At 61.3% G+C, this 16566-nt stretch carries 13 protein-coding genes; 3 read left to right on the top strand and 10 right to left on the bottom strand.

What is annotated here, in order from left to right:
* Positions 1–89: 89 nt before the first annotated feature.
* From CXY72_RS13910 to CXY72_RS13900, 3 genes are all read right to left on the bottom strand, one after another.
* Entirely contained in the window at positions 90–1037 is a 948-nt protein-coding gene (locus CXY72_RS13910; RefSeq protein WP_104128257.1) for a proline/glycine betaine ABC transporter permease, read from the bottom strand.
* Positions 1034–2356, bottom strand: a complete 1323-nt coding sequence (locus CXY72_RS13905; protein WP_233197837.1) for a glycine betaine/L-proline ABC transporter ATP-binding protein — start codon at positions 2354–2356, stop codon at positions 1034–1036. Before CXY72_RS13905 ends, CXY72_RS13910 begins: the two co-directional genes overlap by 4 nt.
* 339 nt (positions 2357–2695) lie before the next feature.
* Positions 2696–4093: a cation:dicarboxylate symporter family transporter gene (locus CXY72_RS13900; RefSeq protein WP_104128256.1), complete on the bottom strand. Its 1398-nt coding sequence runs from the start codon at positions 4091–4093 to the stop codon at positions 2696–2698.
* 136 nt (positions 4094–4229) lie between these two features.
* On the opposite strand from CXY72_RS13900, the gene CXY72_RS13895 reads away from it, so the two are divergent.
* Complete coding sequence (locus CXY72_RS13895) at positions 4230–5945, top strand: sensor histidine kinase (protein WP_104128255.1); 1716 nt, start codon at positions 4230–4232, stop codon at positions 5943–5945.
* Complete coding sequence (locus CXY72_RS13890) at positions 5938–6654, top strand: response regulator (RefSeq protein WP_104128254.1); 717 nt, start codon at positions 5938–5940, stop codon at positions 6652–6654. Before CXY72_RS13895 ends, CXY72_RS13890 begins: the two co-directional genes overlap by 8 nt.
* Here the strand turns inward: CXY72_RS13890 and CXY72_RS13885 are convergent.
* Both CXY72_RS13885 and CXY72_RS13880 read right to left on the bottom strand, forming a co-directional pair.
* On the bottom strand, positions 6651–7472 hold the full coding sequence (locus tag CXY72_RS13885; protein WP_104128253.1) for an enoyl-CoA hydratase: 822 nt from the start codon (positions 7470–7472) through the stop codon (positions 6651–6653). The genes CXY72_RS13890 and CXY72_RS13885 overlap by 4 nt on opposite strands.
* Positions 7469–8650, bottom strand: a complete 1182-nt coding sequence (locus CXY72_RS13880; RefSeq protein WP_104128252.1) for an enoyl-CoA hydratase/isomerase family protein — start codon at positions 8648–8650, stop codon at positions 7469–7471. Before CXY72_RS13880 ends, CXY72_RS13885 begins: the two co-directional genes overlap by 4 nt.
* A gap of 246 nt (positions 8651–8896) precedes the next feature.
* Here CXY72_RS13880 and CXY72_RS13875 point away from each other — a divergent pair, with 246 nt between their 5' ends.
* Positions 8897–10096: a TerC family protein gene (locus tag CXY72_RS13875; RefSeq protein ID WP_104128251.1), complete on the top strand. Its 1200-nt coding sequence runs from the start codon at positions 8897–8899 to the stop codon at positions 10094–10096.
* Between the two features lie 200 nt (positions 10097–10296).
* Here CXY72_RS13875 and CXY72_RS13870 read toward each other — a convergent pair whose 3' ends face one another.
* The 5 genes from CXY72_RS13870 to CXY72_RS13845 all read right to left on the bottom strand — a co-directional run bounded on the left by CXY72_RS13870 (position 10297) and on the right by CXY72_RS13845 (position 16473).
* On the bottom strand, positions 10297–10476 hold the full coding sequence (locus tag CXY72_RS13870; protein ID WP_104128250.1) for a hypothetical protein: 180 nt from the start codon (positions 10474–10476) through the stop codon (positions 10297–10299).
* Positions 10477–11176: 700 nt separating this feature from the next.
* Entirely contained in the window at positions 11177–12112 is a 936-nt protein-coding gene (locus CXY72_RS13865; protein WP_158252581.1) for a hypothetical protein, read from the bottom strand.
* Positions 12113–12195: 83 nt separating this feature from the next.
* The gene (locus CXY72_RS13860) at positions 12196–13686 is read right to left on the bottom strand and encodes a PQQ-binding-like beta-propeller repeat protein (protein WP_104128248.1); all 1491 of its coding nucleotides are present in this window, start codon (positions 13684–13686) and stop codon (positions 12196–12198) included.
* Between the two features lie 862 nt (positions 13687–14548).
* Complete coding sequence (locus CXY72_RS13850; protein WP_104128246.1) at positions 14549–14740, bottom strand: hypothetical protein; 192 nt, start codon at positions 14738–14740, stop codon at positions 14549–14551.
* Positions 14741–15723: 983 nt separating this feature from the next.
* Positions 15724–16473, bottom strand: coding sequence for a GAF domain-containing protein (locus tag CXY72_RS13845; RefSeq protein ID WP_158252580.1), 750 nt, complete (start codon positions 16471–16473; stop codon positions 15724–15726).
* Positions 16474–16566: the final 93 nt, after the last annotated feature.

The following is a 16566-nucleotide window of genomic DNA, read 5'->3' as shown; positions in this document are numbered from 1 at the left end:
GGGTGACTGGGGTTGACGCTTGGTGCATACGGCCAAAGCCGCACTGTTGAACGGATGCGGCTGCATCCGTAAATCTGTGTTGCCGCCGGTCAGACTCGGGCTGGTTCACCGGCCGGCTGCGTGGCACGAATGGGCTCGGCACCGCATGCCATGGCATCGGTGGCCCGACGCGCTCGCAGGGCGCGCCGGAGGCTGCCGAAGAGGCCCCGCGAATCGCTGCCGCCCAGCGACGCGGTGATGCGGTCGAGGAAGATCGCGAGGATCACGACGGCCAGTCCCGCTTCAAAACCGAGCGCGATGTCGATGCGGTTGAGGCTTGCCACGACCTGCGCCCCGAGGCCGCCTGCTCCGACCATGCCGGAGATGACGACCATGGACAGTGAGAGCATGATGACCTGGTTGACGCCGGCCATGATGGTCGGGGTGGCCAGTGGCAACTGAATCTGACGCAGGATGCGCCACGGCGACGCTCCGAAAGCCTGCCCGGCTTCGACGACTTCCTGGTCCACGCTGCGGATGCCCAGCTCGGTCAGGCGTACTCCGGGGGCCATCGCGAAGATGATGGTCGCCACGATGCCGGGTACCACTCCGACGCGAAAGAGGATGAGCGCCGGAATGAGGTAGACGAACGCCGGCATGGTCTGCATGAAGTCGAGTACCGGTCGAATGATGTTCGAGGCGAGCGTGGACTTGGCCGCGAGAATGCCGATGGGAACGCTGATGACAATCGCCAGCACGCTCGCCACGAGCACGAGGGCGAGGGTGTCCATGGCGTTCTCCCACTGGTCGACGCCCAGGATGACGACCAGGCCGATGACCGTTCCGACCGCGAACTTCCAGCCACGAATTCCGAAGGCGAGTATGCCCAACACGAGCATGATCGCCCAAAACGGCGGCGCTCCGAGCAGAAATTCCACAGATTCGTAGGCGCCGTCGAAGAGTGCCCGAATGAAGCCGAACAGAAAACCGAAGGTATCGGTGATGTAATCGACGAAGGATTCGATGAGGGAACCCAGGGGAAGGCGAAAGTCGGTCATGCGCGCGCTCCTTCGGTGTTGAAGAGAACGTCATCGGCCGTATCGCCCAAAATGTCGGTGATCTGGCTGATCGAGATGGTGGCTGGCGGCATCACCACCGGCAGTGGACCGGTATTCGTCGTGACGTTCCCGATGGCGGCGAGCAGTGTCACGCGCGGAATCACGCCGAGCAGGCGGTTCTTCTCATCGACGACGGCGATCGGTAATTCGCTCTCGACCGAGGGTTCGACCAGGTCGACCAGGGCGGTTTCGGGCAGCACCGCTTTAGCGTCATCACGAATGATGCTGCGCAGATCGGTCTCGCCGGCCTTGACCATTTTCAATACATCACGGTCGCGCACGATACCGGCGAAGCTGCGGTCGCGGTTGAGCACAAAAGTGACGGATGTCTGCAGGTCGCGCATGGTCCGCAGCGCCGCCCGTGGGCCTGCGGTCTTCGTGATGACCGAACGCACCGGTTCCATCACGCTCGCGGCGGTGAGCACGCGCGCCCGGTCGACATCCTGCACGAACTGGGCGACGTAGTCGTTGGCCGGGTCGGTGAGGATCTCCTCGGGCGTGCCGATCTGCACGATACGACCATCGCGCATGACGGCGATACGATCGCCGAGGAACATGGCTTCGTTCAGGTCGTGGGTGATGAAGATGATCGTCTTGCCGAGAGCGGCCTGCAACTCGATGAGCTGCTCCTGCATTTCGCGGCGAATGAGCGGGTCGAGGGCCGAGAAGGCTTCGTCCATGAGCAGCACGTCGGTGTCGGCGGCGAGGGCTCGGCCGAGGCCCACCCGCTGCTGCATTCCACCGGACAACTCGGAGGGCAGGTTGTCGGCCCAGCCGGCCAGGCCAACCAGGTCGATGATCGTTTGGGCCTTCGCAAGGCGTTCCGTGCGCCCCATACCCTGGATTTCAAGGCCGTAGGCGACGTTGTCGATGACAGTACGGTGCGGCAACAAGGCGAAGTGCTGGAACACCATGGAGATGCTCTTGCGGCGCACGTCGCGCAGTTCCTTGGCGGGCACGCGCGTGATGTCGGTGCCGCCGACGGTCACGGAGCCGGAGGTGGTCTCCCACAGGCCGTTGAGCATGCGAATGAGGGTCGACTTACCCGACCCCGACAGGCCCATGACGACGAAGATTTCGCCTGTTTTAACCTCGAAGGAGGCGTCGATGACGGCGGCCGTTCCGAGAGAGGAGATCTCTGCGCGGCTCTTTCCGGCTTTGAGCTTCTTGACGATCTCATGCGGACGACGTCCGAAGGCTTTGTAGAGGTGATCTGCCTTGACGGCTATGGATTCTGGACGAGGAATACTGTCAGTCACGCGTTCTCCGGTGCACGCCCCCGTAGCCGATCTCACGGTCTACGCAGCGCTGTGCTCTCGTGTCGGACGGGTAGGCACCGAGCGGCCCGGACGCGTCAATCAGCGTGGGCTGGAGCGATCATGGGATCACATCCGTCAGCGCCTCACCATACGCATGCGGCCGTTCCATCTCAAATGGTGGCTACGCGTGCGCGTCCTGGTGAAGGGTTGTAAGACCGTTTATGAGCCTAACATACCGACTTTTCGGTCCACCGAAAGAATGCATAAAAGAAAGGTGTCGCCCGGGAGGGCTTCTCCGGACGACACCCGTAGCGCGAGTCGAATACTCGCGATTTGTGCTTAAGCGCGTTCCAAAACCTTGGACTGCGCGGCCTGCTCGGCGGTGCGCTGGCTCTCCGCCGCGCTCACGTGACCGTGCGTGAGCATGGTGCGCTCGTCGAACGGTTCAAGCTTGTCGAGCACACGGTCAACCTGCACCCGGTCGAGTTCCTTGGTCCAGGAGCCAATCATGACGGTCGCCACGGCGTTGCCGGTGAAGTTAGTCAGCGCGCGAGCTTCAGACATGAAGCGGTCGATGCCGACGATGAAGCCGACACCGCCGACGAGTTGCGGGGCGTGGGCCTGCAGGCCCGCGGCCAGGGTGGCGAGGCCGGCCCCGGAGACTCCGGCGGCGCCCTTGCTGGCGATGATCATGAAGGCGAGCAGCCCGATCTGTTCGCCGAGGGCGAGGGGCTGGCCGAGTGCGTTGGCGATGAACAGCGACGCCATGGTGAGGTAGATCGCGGTGCCGTCGAGGTTGAATGAGTAACCGGTGGGCACGGTGACACCGACGACGGGCTTGGAGACGCCGAGGTGTTCCATCTTGGCAATCAGTCGCGGCAGGGCAGCTTCGGACGACGAGGTCGACACGATCAGCAGGTATTCCCGGCCGAGGTAGCGCATGAGCTTGAACAGGTTTACACCCGTGACCAGTTTGAGCAGGCCGCCCAGGATGACCACGATGAAGATGATGCAGGTGATGTAGAACGCGGCCATGAGCGTGAACAAGCTGATCACGGCCTGGATGCCGGTGGCACCGACGACCGCGGCGATCGCACCGAACGCACCGATCGGGGCAAGCCACATGACCATGATCAGAATGCGGAAGACCAGGGCTTGCACGTGTGCGATTCCCTCGAGAATCGGCTTACCGGCCGGGCCCATGCGCTGCAGCGCGAAGCCGGCGATGAGCGCCACGAGCAGCGTCTGCAGAATGTTGCCGCTGGTCAGCGATGAGAACAGGGTAGCGGGCACGATCCCGAGCAGGAACGATTTGGTGTCGGCCGATTCGGTCGCCTCGAAGGTGGCATCCGACAAATTGATGCCCTCGCCCGGGTGGATCATGTTACCCACGACCAGGCCGATTCCGAGTGCAAAGGTCGACATGATCAGAAAGTAGCCGAGGGCCAGGCCACCGATCTTGCCGACGGTGGCGGCCTTGGCGATGGAGCCGATGCCGAGAATGATCGTGCAGAAGATGATCGGGGCGATCATCATCTTGATCAGGGCGATGAACAGATCACCAAGCGGCTTGAGCGAGACCGCGAAGCCCTCGGGTCCGCCCCAGACCAATCCGACGACGATACCCAGAATAACCGCGACGATGACGGCCATGTAGAGGTAGTGGGATGAGTCGATTCTCTTCTTCGGCTTGCCGGATTTGTTAAGTTTGGTTCGGGTTGATGGCGTCGATGCCATGTCAGACTCCTATGTCTAGGCTTAACCTGGTCCACCAGGGGCTCCGGTCGGTGCAATTCGTTCCACACTGGTCGACGCAGCCCGCTCGCGCACGGTTGCGGTCATATTGTTCACGAGGTCACGAAAGAGGCAGGCTGTGCGTAAGGAATGGAGCATCGCTCGACGGCTCTTTTTCGCGCACGCACTGTTCATCGTCGTGCTCACGGTCTTCGTCGGAACGGCCTTCTTCGTCGACACGCGTGATCGCGGCTACATCGAGACCGGCAACCGGATGCTCGCAGTCGCCACCGCCATCGCCGACAGTCCGCTCGTGCTCGCGGCCAGTGGGTCGGCCGACCCGAGCGCGTCGTTACAGCCCTACGCGCTCGAGCTGAGCGCCGACGCGGGGCTCGATTTCATCACGATCATGGCTCCAAACCGCACTCGCTGGACCCACCCCACCGACACAGAGATCGGCCGGGACTACATCGGCGCCATCGAGCCGGCTCTGTCCGGAACCTCCTTCACCGAAATCAGCACGGGAACGCTCGGGCCATCCGTTCGTGCCGTGGTGCCGGTAACGGATGCCGACGGCGCCGTGCGCTCGCTCGTCGCGGTGGGCACCACCACGAGCAACATCACGATCGCCCTGAACGCCCGGTTGCCCTCTGTGCTCGGTCTGGCTCTCGGACTGCTCGCCTCGGGGTCAGTGGTTACCTGGCTGCTCGGGCGCTACTTACGCCGGGTGACCTTGGGCTGGGGACCGGAACGTCTCGCGCAACTATTCGTCTATTACGATTCGGTACTGCACTCGGTTCGTGAGGGGCTTGTGCTGGTCGACCTGCGCGGCGATCTCGTTCTGTACAACGATCAGGCCGCGCGCCTGCTCGGCATTCCGCCGCGGCCGGCTGCGGGCAGCGACGAGCGGCCACCCACCCTTACCGAATTGAGTCTGCCGCCGAGCCTCGGCGAGTTGCTGCGCAGCGGCCGCACCGCGCACGATGAGATTCACGTCACCGACACGCGGGTGCTCGTGGTCAGCCAGGAACCCGCCATAGCCTCATCAACCTCGGCGACTGGGCCCCGGGCAACCCCGATGGGATTCGTGGCGACGATTCGCGATCATACCGACTTGCAAAACCTCGGCAGCGAGTTGCAGTCAATGCGCACACTCTCGGACGCGCTGCGGGCGCAGACCCACGAGCATTCCAATCGATTGCATACGATCGTCTCGCTGATGGAGCTCGGCCGCACCGATCAGGCCCTCGAATTCGCCACGAGAGATCTCGAGCTGAGCCAGCAGCTCGCCGATGAGATGGTCGGTTCGGTGGACGAACCGGTGATCAGCGCCCTGATCATGGGCAAATCGGCGCAGGCTAATGAGTTGGGAATCGCCCTGACCGTCACGGCTTCCGGCACGCTCACCCGATCCGGGCTGTCGATTCAGGACCTGGTGACCGTGCTCGGCAATCTGGTCGACAATGCACTCGACGCGGCGGCCGCCGGCCCGGACCCTCGTCACGTCTCTGTCACGGTGTCCTCTACTGAGCAGGCCGTCGTGATCGAGGTCGCCGACAGCGGCGGTGGCGTAGCGCCCGACATTATCGACCACGTACTTCGACTCGGCTTCAGCACCAAAAATGCCGGCCTCACGCACACAGACCGCACGGACACAGACGGTCACGAAACAGGCATCCCAGTGCCGAGCCAATCGAGCGGCGGCCGTGGTCTCGGCCTGGCTCTGGTGCGGCAGGCGGTGACCCGCCTCGGCGGCACGCTCACCATCGGGCAGCGGGAGGGCGCCGTCTTCACGGTGACGATTCCGGCCGAAACGCGTTCAGAGCTGACCCGGGTGGAGGTCCATCATGACTGAGGCCGCGCTCCCGGTCATTCGCGTGCTCGTCGTCGAGGATGAACCGCTCGCCGCCGAGGCTCATGCCGTCTATGTGGGTCGACTGGCCGGCTTCGAGCTCGCCGGCACGGCAAGCACCGGGCAGGACGCGTTTCGTCGCGTCGCAGCGGCTGCTTCGGCCGGAACGCCGATCGACCTGGTGCTGATGGACATGAACCTGCCCGACGGCCACGGGCTCGACGTGAGTCGGCGCATCCGTTCGGCCGGCCTCGCCACAGACATTATCGCCATCACCGCGGTGCGTGACCTTGACAACGTGCGCGGAGCCATCGCGGCCGGCATCGTGCAGTATCTGATCAAGCCGTTCACCTATTCGACCTTCGCGACAAAATTGTCCAGTTACCGGGACTTTCGTGCGGAACTGCACGGGCAGGCATCCGTCGTGACGCAGTCGGCAGTCGATCATGCCTTCGCGAGCCTGCGCGCGCCGACCGATATTCCCCGGCCCAAGGGGCTGGCGGAATCGACCCTGAACCCGGTGGTCAGGTACCTTCAGGCGCAGGCCATGCCCGTGTCGGCGAGTGAGTTGATGGAGCCGCTCGGACTCTCGCGCGTGACGGCACGGCGCTACCTGGAGTATCTCGCTGACTCCGGCCTGGTGCTGCGCGCTGCCCGTTACGGCACGCCGGGACGGCCCGAGAACGAGTACAGCTGGAAGCCGGGGCGTTAGCGGTTCGTAAAAACCGGTGGCCGCTTCTCGACAAAGGCGGCCATGCCCTCGCTCTGGTCATCGGTGGCGAACACCGAGTGGAACAGGCGACGTTCCAAGTGGATGCCGCCGCTGAGCAGCGACTCGTATGCCGCGTTGACGACTTCCTTGGCGAGCATGGCGATCGGCGCCGATTTCGCGGCGATGTCGGTGGCAGTGGCGAGTGCGTCGGCCATGAGGTCGGCAGCCGGCACGATGCGGGCGACGAGGCCGGCGCGTTCGGCTTCGACCGCGCCGATGGAGCGGCCGGTGAGGATCATCTCCATCGCCTTGGCTTTGCCGACCGCGCGGGTGAGACGCTGGGACCCGCCCATACCCGGGATGACGCCGAGCTTGATCTCGGGCTGGCCGAAGCTGGCCGTGTCGGAGGCGATAATGAAATCGCAGATCAGGGCCAGTTCGCAGCCGCCGCCGAGGGCGTGTCCGGAGACGGCGGCGATAACCGGCGTGCGCACGGCGGCGAGTCGGTCCCAGCCGGCGAACCAGTCTGCGAGATACATGTCCATGTAGCTCATCGTCGACATCTCCTTGATGTCGGCGCCGGCCGCGAAGGCGCGTTCCGAACCGGTGATGATGATCGCACCGATCTCGGGGTCGGCATCGAGCCGGGTGGCGGCACCGACGACATCCTGCATGGTGGCGAAGTCGAGAGCGTTGAGTGCCTTCGGGCGGTTCAGAGTGATGACACCGACGCGGCCGTGCCGGTCAAGCAGGATGTTGTCGTAGGTATCTGATTGTGCAGTGGTTGGGGTGCTGTCGCTCACGTGGTGGCCTTTCATTCGGTGGTCGGTGTGGATTCGCAGTCGCGTGGGCGCGGCAAACGCAGTTCGCGGTCGCCTAGCGGCGCGAAGTGCGCGTGCACGTCACTGTCACTGACAGCGTCCAGGGTGCTCGGCTGCCACCGGGGCGTGCGGTCCTTGTCGATGACCTGCGCACGGATCCCCTCGATCACGTCGTGCCCGGCCACCATGCGCAGGGACACCCGGTATTCCTGTTCGAGCACCTCTTCGAGGGTGCCGAGGTTCCGCGCGCGGCGGAGCGACTCCAGAGTGACCGTGACGGCGGTCGGCGACTTGGCCAGAATCGCGGTAGCTGCTGCGCGGGCAGCCGGAATGGATGATTTCTGCAACCGGTCGATGATCACGGGCAGGTCGTCACCGGCGTAGCACTCGTCGATCCAGGGCCTCTCGGTCAGGAGCGGCCCCGGGGGGACGATCGTCGCGGCGTGCTCGGCGATGGCGTCGGCAGCGGGCATCCGTTTGAGGGCGTCGGCCAGACCATCGAGCCGGGCCGAGTCGACGAAGCTGTCGGCGAGGCCAAGCGCGATCGCATCGGCGCCGGTCATGGTCGCGGCGGTGAGGGCGAGGTGGGTGCCGAGTTCACCGGGTATACGCGAGTAAAGGTAGCTTCCGCCGACGTCGGGCACGAAGCCGATAGTGGTCTCGGGCATACCGAGTCGGGTGCGTTCGGTCACGACGCGGAAGGAGGCGTGACCGGAGAGCCCGACTCCCCCGCCGAGCACGATGCGGTCCATCAGGGCGACGAATGGTTTGGGGTAGCGCTTGATCTGCGCGTTGAGCGTGTATTCATCTGCCCAGAATCGAGCGTTCTCGTCGGGGTCACCGCCGAAAGCGGTGCGGGCGTCACGGTAGATCGAGACGATGTCACCGCCGGCACAGAGGGCACGATCTCCGCTTCCGGTCAGCAGAACGGTGTGTACGGCGGGATCGTCGGCCCACTCCGTGAGGGCTGTGGCGATAGCGCGGATCATGCCGTGCGTCAGCGCGTTGAGCGCCTGCGGCCGGTTCAGGATGATGTGGGCGAGCGATCCATCGCGCTGCAGCAGCACGTCTCCGTCGCAATTAAGCGGTGCGGCTGCAGGTGCTGCGGCGCCAACACTCGGCTCTACTCTCGTGCTCTCGCCCGAGATGCTGTCGATCGAATCCGTGCGGGGCATAGAAGACCTTTCCGCGTCGATGCGGTTGAGTAGGGGTGAACGTGAGCCAGTCTATCGACGTGAATTTTCTGATCCGCAAGCATTCGAGAAACTGATGCCGGCATCCGTTCTTTGGTATAAGAACAACCAGTAAGCAAACTGTCGCCCCGAGCGACCGGCTCACGTAGTCTCGGTACCACCGTTGGAGAAGAGAACTTCTTCCCTGGACGTCCGAATGCGGCCCGTCATTGACTGAAAGCAGCAAAAATGGATGTTTCGCCCCTCGCTTGGATCTTGACCGTCGCGGCTATCATCGCGCTCCTTGCTTTCGACTACGTCTTTCACGTACGCAAGGCGCATGCGCCGACTTTGAAGGAAGCAGCGATCTGGTCCTCGCTTTACGTGGGAATTGCCATCCTCTTCGGGCTGGGCGTTCTCATCGTGGGCGGTGCCACCCCGGGTGCGGAGTATTTCGCTGGCTACATCACCGAAAAAGCGCTGTCGGTCGACAATCTCTTTGTCTTTCTCATCATCATGACGAGTTTCCGAGTCCCGCGCGAAGACCAACAAAAGGTTTTGCTGTTCGGCATCACCTTCTCGCTCATCGCCCGTACCGGATTCATCTTCCTGGGCGCAGCGCTGATCAATTCATTCGCCTGGGTGTTCTATTTCTTCGGCATCATCCTGTTGATGACTGCGGGCAACATGCTCAAACCGGAGAGTTCAGAGTCCCGATCATCTGAAAACTTCATGGTGCGAATCGCACGCAAAATCTTTCACACCAGTCCGGACTACGACGGAGACAAACTCTTCACCGTGCACGAGGGCAAGCGAGCGCTGACCCCGATGCTGCTCGTCATGGTCGCAATCGCTGGTACCGATCTATTGTTCGCTCTCGATTCGATCCCCGCCATCTTCGGCCTGACGCAGAACGTCTACATCGTGTTCACCGCCACCGCGTTCTCGCTCCTCGGGCTCCGACAGCTGTACTTCCTGCTCGACGGCCTGCTGGACCGACTGATCTACCTCTCCTTCGGTCTTGCGTCCATCCTCGCCTTCATCGGCGTGAAGCTCATCCTCCACGCCCTGCACGAGAACAACCTGCCTTTCATCAACGGCGGTGAACCGGTACCGGTATTCGAAATCAGTACAGCTCTCTCATTGACCGTCATCATCGGTGTGCTCGTGGTCACGGTGCTCGCGTCTCTGCTCAGCCCGGCCGGCCGGGCGCAGACCATTATCGCCAACGCCCGACGCCACGCAATCAACTATTTGGACCTCGACTACACCGAGGACCACACCGAACGCATCCGCGTGTACGCGGCCCTGACCCGGGAGGAAGAATCCCTCCGCGCACTCCGGCCCAAATATCAGACGTTGGCCAAAGACAAGGCTGGACTGATGGAACTTCTCCATGCCGCACACACCGAACATGACGCGTCGGTGCGGCGCGCAGCGCGCGAATAGTCGAGCATCACGGTTCCGGTCACTGTCGTTCAGGGATTCGCTGTGCGCTTCCCCGGCGTCGATGCGAGCGTGGCGTCAACCAGCCGCGGGATGAAGAGGGCCGCGCACCCAGTCGTGTCGTTCGCATCAAATGCGGCAAAGAAACGCCGACCCAGGCCGCTGGCTCGCGTAAACCGTGGAGGACGCGGCGAAGTTCACTTTTATACTCGTCGTTTTCGAAGGTAACGACGCTCGAAGCAGACCGCCTGAGTGATACCCAGGCCGGCGTATCCAGCCGCTAGCCAGATGTTGCTGCCTGACAGGGCAGTCCACACTCCGAGGCCAATGAAGAAGAGCCCGAAAATCGTGAGCGATAACGGAGCATCTGTGCGATTGCTCATACGAGGCTCACTCCTGTTGGTGTTGCCGTACCGAGCAACGAGCAGCCCCAGAAAGTCATAGCCACTGCGTAGAGCATGAAGCCGAGGACAACGCTGGCTAGCTGAAACGATAGTCCCGCCAATCCTGATGAAGCAACGAGCGGCCACCGATATCTGTGCAACGGTGGCGCTGGGCCTGTTGAATAGGTGTGGTTACGGCCTTCATAGGTAAAGCACCCGACGGATGACGAACAGTTGTTAACGCCGACTGAAAACAAGGTCACTTCTGGCCCTGTTTTCAGTTGGCGTTAACACGACCACGGCCGCGTGGGTAGCACGCAACCTTGCGACAGCGCCACCGTTCACCGAAGAACGGCAGGCTCGGCTCGCGACCATTCTCCGCCCAGCGTCGCTCACGCTACATGTTGCCCGCTAACGCCGTAGGAAGCGGGCTCGGCTTCTCGACGTCATAGTCTGCGCATTCGTATGAGTGCCGGGCACCGGCGGTGCCTTTCTAATTTCAGAGCCACGACGATATCGATGTGCGACCCCACCGGTACTCCTGTGGGTCGAGAACCCGTCGTAAACTGTACCAGCTCCTCGACCCGCGGCGGGCGCAACGACATCAGACTGGCACGATTGACCGATGCTGGTGGCCAGGCTGGAGGCCTCGTGCCCCTCGCCGGCCTGGACGCCCTAACTCGCGCCTGATTGCGTCCCGTTATCCGTTGTTGTTGAGAGTAACGGGGGCCTGACTATACATGTAGGAATTTCCGCTAATTTTGCCTTTGCCGTCGTAACCAAAGCCACAATTTGCCACCACGATAAGAATGTTCTCCACCCCCTCGACAAGATCTGGGCTTTTAGCGTGTAGTGCCTCTCGAGTTATAGACTCGTCTTCTGACATCATGTATTCCGTCGCGGCCTCATCAGACATTCGGTATTTCGCAACATTCTCGGTCTTGACGACCAGAATCCCGTATCCCGGGGTGAGTGTGCTTTCTTTCGCAAAGATCTCCTTCACGGCAACAGTGATCTCTTCTGCCCGCGGACCGCCATCACGAATAAGAACGGGAAGCGAGCCGTTGTAAACAACGCCGGAAGTCGCAGCTACGTCCCAATCACCAGAAAATAGGCTCTTGTTGGCCTCAACCCAAGTGTTCAACGCCTCGGGGTCTTTACTATCCAATATCGGAGAATCGAGAGCTTCTTCCGCAACAAATCTCACTGCGTTCTGTTGGGCATTTGCCGCGTCTTCTCCTGTGAAGCCGAATTCAACCAGAGAAGACAGATCGACCTTAGACGCGTCGTAGACGAGCGCGTCTGAGTCGGGGTCAATGGTGGTGTGACAGTAGGCACCGTATTCGTCGGTGACGTCCTCGAGGGGTATCACGTCTCCGTAGTCACCGGGGTTTGCCATTGAGCAGCCGATTTTCACTGTCGCTTCACTGGGCGAAATAATGGTTGGTTCAGCGGCCGATTCGCCCGTAAGCGCGGCTGCGCAGCCTGTAAGCCCGAGCGCCATCATGCCCGCAAGACTGAGGCCGATGAGCGAATATGTTGAATCCTTGAAAATAATCGTCTGCCCCATTAGATAACGTCGATATTGGTCTACCTCGTAGTCTCCACTATCCACGACGGACTGAGAATCCGTCACATTCACTATCGAATCTTCCGAGCCGGCCGGCCGCTCTTTGACTCACGTCTCGGTGAGCGGATGAGGCGGGCGCGACCTCAGGTTCAGTCCAGCAGCGTGTAAGACGACAACCCCGACGCTCCACCGATGACGAAGGTGTTCTCGCCAGTCTCCAGACCGCCCATGCGCAGGGCGCCGGGCGAGTAGGCGGTGCCTTCGATCGCGGCGAGGTCACTCGTGCACGGGAATCCATCGTGCCCGGCGCCATACGCAACCACGTCTCCGCTGCTATGCTGCAAGGCCTCGAATCCGTCGCGGTGCTGGCCACAGGCAAAGATTGCGCCGTCGGGCAGATCGGTGACGTCGCCCGTCAGCGCATTGACCAGGCTGACCGCGCCGGCCACGTTGACCGCCCGGATCACGGACCCGGTTTCGAAGAAGATGGCACTGGCGCCTGACTCGGTGCTGGTGCTGCCCAGCGCCAAGGTCCACTCGACTTCGCCGGAGAGTGGGTCCATGCCCAGCAGATCAATGTCGACGTCGGCGTAGATTGTCTCGAAATTGATGCCGTCGGCACGCAGGGCGTAGGTCATCGTGCCAGAATTGTAGCGACACAGAGGCAGGACGTCGTCGATGAGTTCGGGGCCAATAGAGCTCGCCGGGCAGTCGCTGGTGGCGTCGAGGCTCCACAGGGAGTCACCGCTGGCGGGGTCGAGGCCGACGGTTTGGGTCTGGGTCAGATCGATCACTCTTTCGCCGATGTCGAGTCTGGCGCGGTCGAAGTAGCTGCCGCTACCCACGAGCACCTCGTCGGATCTGAACAGGTCCCAGTTCCAGCCGCCGTCGCTCGAGTAGCCCTCAGCAAAGATGTCACTGTAGGGAAGCTGCCAAGCGACGGCACCGTCAGCGCTGTAACCGAGTTCTTCCACCCCGTCGGGGGAACGAGCATTGGTGGAGAACAGGCGGTCGCTGAGCATGCGGGCTCTAGCAGGCATCACCACATCGGTGTCGGCCACGATGGTGCCGACTTTGGGGTCGATGCGAAAATTCGCTCTGTCGGCGTCGTCGGCCGCTTCGAGAAAGCCGGTGAAGCACACGGCGATGTCATCGGCGCAGGCAGCTGGCCGCTGGGTCGCCCAGACCATGTTGTTGCTGATGGACGTCGAGACGCCGGAGCCGATTTCCGCGATCACGAGCTCGGACCAGCCGGAGTCATCGCCCACGATCGGGCTCAGGTAGGTGACGAAGGATTTTTCGCCAGACTTCAGACCACCCAGGTCGACCACGACGCCCTGGGTTGTTGCACCGACGGCCGCAACATCTCGCCAGACCTCGACGCCGGTAGCAGCATCCCACGCGACCACGTTGAGTGCGCCGTCCGCGGCCGCGACGTACGATGCGACGTAGCCGTTCTGGGAGATCGGTTTTCCAACGAGGTCGACATCGATCGTCCATGCCGGCTCGATGGGGGTTACGAAGTCGGTAACGGCAACCGCCGTGGTCGGTTTCGGTTCTGCAGTGGAGGTGGCGCATCCGCTCAACGCGGTGATGACAGCCAGGCCGATCAATGCGGTTTTCGTGACATGCCGTGACATAGGTTCCCCGTAGTTCGTCGATCGTCCCCGATCGCGAACACACGACCTTCGATAACTATGCCGCATTGCGGGCGAGCGAATTCTCCGATGCGCCCGGATCAGTCGGGCAGTGTATAGGCCGACAGCCCCGACGCTCCGCCAAACAACGAAGGTGTACTCGGCGGTTTCTCGGCCGGCCATACGCACGGCAGCGGCCGAGTACGCGTTGCCTTCGATCGCGACCAGGTCACTCGTGCACGGAATCAAACCGCTCTCGGCATCTCCATCCGAAGCCAAGCTCATCCGCGCTGTCTCCACAAAGACGATGGAACTCGCGCTCCGGTGTGATGCCCTGACATCCAACATGGCAACAGGCGCCGTCTCGAAAACGCCGAAGGACACGTTCATGCCCCAGCTGCCAGTGCGGTAGCTGGGGCATTTAGTCTGTGTTGAGTACACGCAAAGTACACGGTCAGTCAGCGTTTATTTCAATGATTTACGGTGATCAGCAATAAACCCAGATGAACTAGATCCCGGTGTTTCACTGGGCTTCAGGCCCTTCATGGTCCCCCCCCCCGGACTTGAACCGGGAACCCACTGATATGAAGTGCGAACAGTAGGGAATGGGACGTATGAGTAATAAGCGGGAGAATACCGGCGTCCAAGGCCATTACATATGGAGAGACAAGTATCCATTTGGAGTGATTCGTATCTCAAAGTAGCGAATAAGTAGCGGATTCTGGGAACTGCACGATCCCCCCCCTCTGCCACCGTCTCGCATGATCAACCCTTTCGATCCCGCGGCGTTGACGGCGAAAAAACCCAGCCTCCGAAGAGACTGGGTTTCGTCACGCAGCGTCAGTTTGTGCAGCTGTCAGGGGAATTAGAAGGTTTTTTTGAACGGCGCAATCGCGGCGTCTATTTCGTCTTGGTCGCCGCCAAGTTCGCGGTACTGTTTGGTTAGCCTGGCGACTTCCGCGGGGATGGCGACCAGTTTCGCCCGGCGTTCCTGCTCAGTGATGATGGTGATGCGGTCGGCGTCGAGGTCGGCGTCGGTGGCGGTTGTGAAGTCCATGTGTGTTGCCTTTCGTCATGCGCCGGTTCCAGGTGGTGAGATCGGCCGTGCATGATCGGTCGTCCTTGTTCCTGTGCCTTGAACCTTTTCGCCGGCTACTGAGTAGGAGCCGGTTCTGGAATCAAGAATTTTCAAGTTGCCTGTGATGTGTTAACCGTATGGCGTCACGAACATAACGTCCAGATATGTCGAGATTCTTGATGCAATACGCAGAAAAGTGTGAACGCTGCTTGTGCTGTGTCCGAGGCTGATTACCCTCGGCGCCAGAATCTGCGCATTTTCACGGTAACGCCGCGCATATGGGCGCTTGATGCCTGCATAGTGCGACCATTGCACACATAAACCGGTGAATCAGTCGGCGACGGCATGGAAGTACCGGACAGGCGAAACGCCCCGCCGCCTCGTGAGAAGGGCGGGGCATTCCCTGCGGTGAGGGCGCTGGGAGCCGGCCGGGGCAGGTAGGGCAACTCATCGCTTTCGTTAGCCGTCCCATCCTGATTGGATGGGGGTTTGGCCGTGGCTGAGGTCTCAACTACGGAACGCTCAATCGAGGGGTATAGCAAATGAGTTGGTCTAGCAAGATAACGAGCATCCTGGCTAAGGGTCTCAACCAAAATGTAGTTGATGGCAAACTTCTCGACGCTGGTACGGACCTTGAGAAAGTCATCAATGAAATGATCGACGCGAAGCTCAAGGACAAATAAGAACGACAAAAAAGCCCCGCCACCTCGTGAGAGGGGCGGGGCCTAGTGGCTCGTGGTTAGCGCGTCATCGCTGCCCGGAGGCGTCGCAGGTTCCTGCGAGTTTGCTCGTCGCGGACGGCGCGGTCGGCGTCTTTTCGTAGAGCTTTAAGCACCTCAGGATTAGTGAGATCCTTCCTCGGAGCTCGACGTGGACTGACCCGCATGCTGGTGATAGTCATTGGACTCCCTGTTGGTTTGATTCTATGGTGATGAACTGCGTGTTGGCTAGACGTGCACGCGCTACTGTTTCTCGGCCTCGGCGAAAGCGATGGCCAGGAGGCCTGCGAACACGTCGACGATGACGATATCGTTCTCATCCAGGCTGCCGACCGAAGGAGAATCCACGGAAAGCATGCCGTACGCCTTGCCATCAGCAATGATCGGACTTGAGATGAACGTTCCGTATCGCTTGCCCTTCCTTTCAACTCCAGGTTCATCCGAGACGGCAATGTCCCCTACAAAGAGCGACTTGCCGAGACGGATCATCTGAAAAATCGCCGCCCCTCGATGACTTGGAACATCAATGAGCTTGCCCGGTTTGTCGCTCCTGCCAATGTGATTCATTGAAACGAGCTGCATCACATCAGGTTGCTTCTCCTCGATTCGATAGACAATCACCCGAAGGTTCTCACCCTCCGGGAGGGCTACGTTAATGGAGGCGCAGGCGTTTGAGACAATCCTGACAAGCGCAATCTCACGCACGCGTCTTGTCTTGGAGGGCATCCGAGCCATGTCCACGATGATCGGTACGAGCGCGTCTGTGAGAAGGCTTCGCGTCCGCGATGCTTCCCCTCGCTCAGATTTCCTGCTCTGGTGCCTCCAAACTTCCAACATGATGTTGGTAAGCACTGTCCATGCGGACAAGCCCATGCCCCACCAGAAGAGTGTGCCGTTGTAGGCGTCTCCGGTGCCCACGAACGCCCAACAGACGGCGGCGCCAACGGCCGCGATTCCTCCGAGAGCCGAAGGTATCCACGCAACGTATTCCACGAGCCAAGTAATCGCGGTGAATATCCGTTGAATCGGTGAACGGTTTTGAGCAAGGCTCCGCGCTTTTTTAACTCGATCCCCCATAAGAATTGA

This window comes from Cryobacterium sp. Y57 (assembly GCF_002929505.1).
GTDB lineage: Bacteria > Actinomycetota > Actinomycetes > Actinomycetales > Microbacteriaceae > Cryobacterium.
Note: the sequence above shows the minus strand (reverse complement) of the source record. Positions and strands in the feature narration are given on the sequence as shown.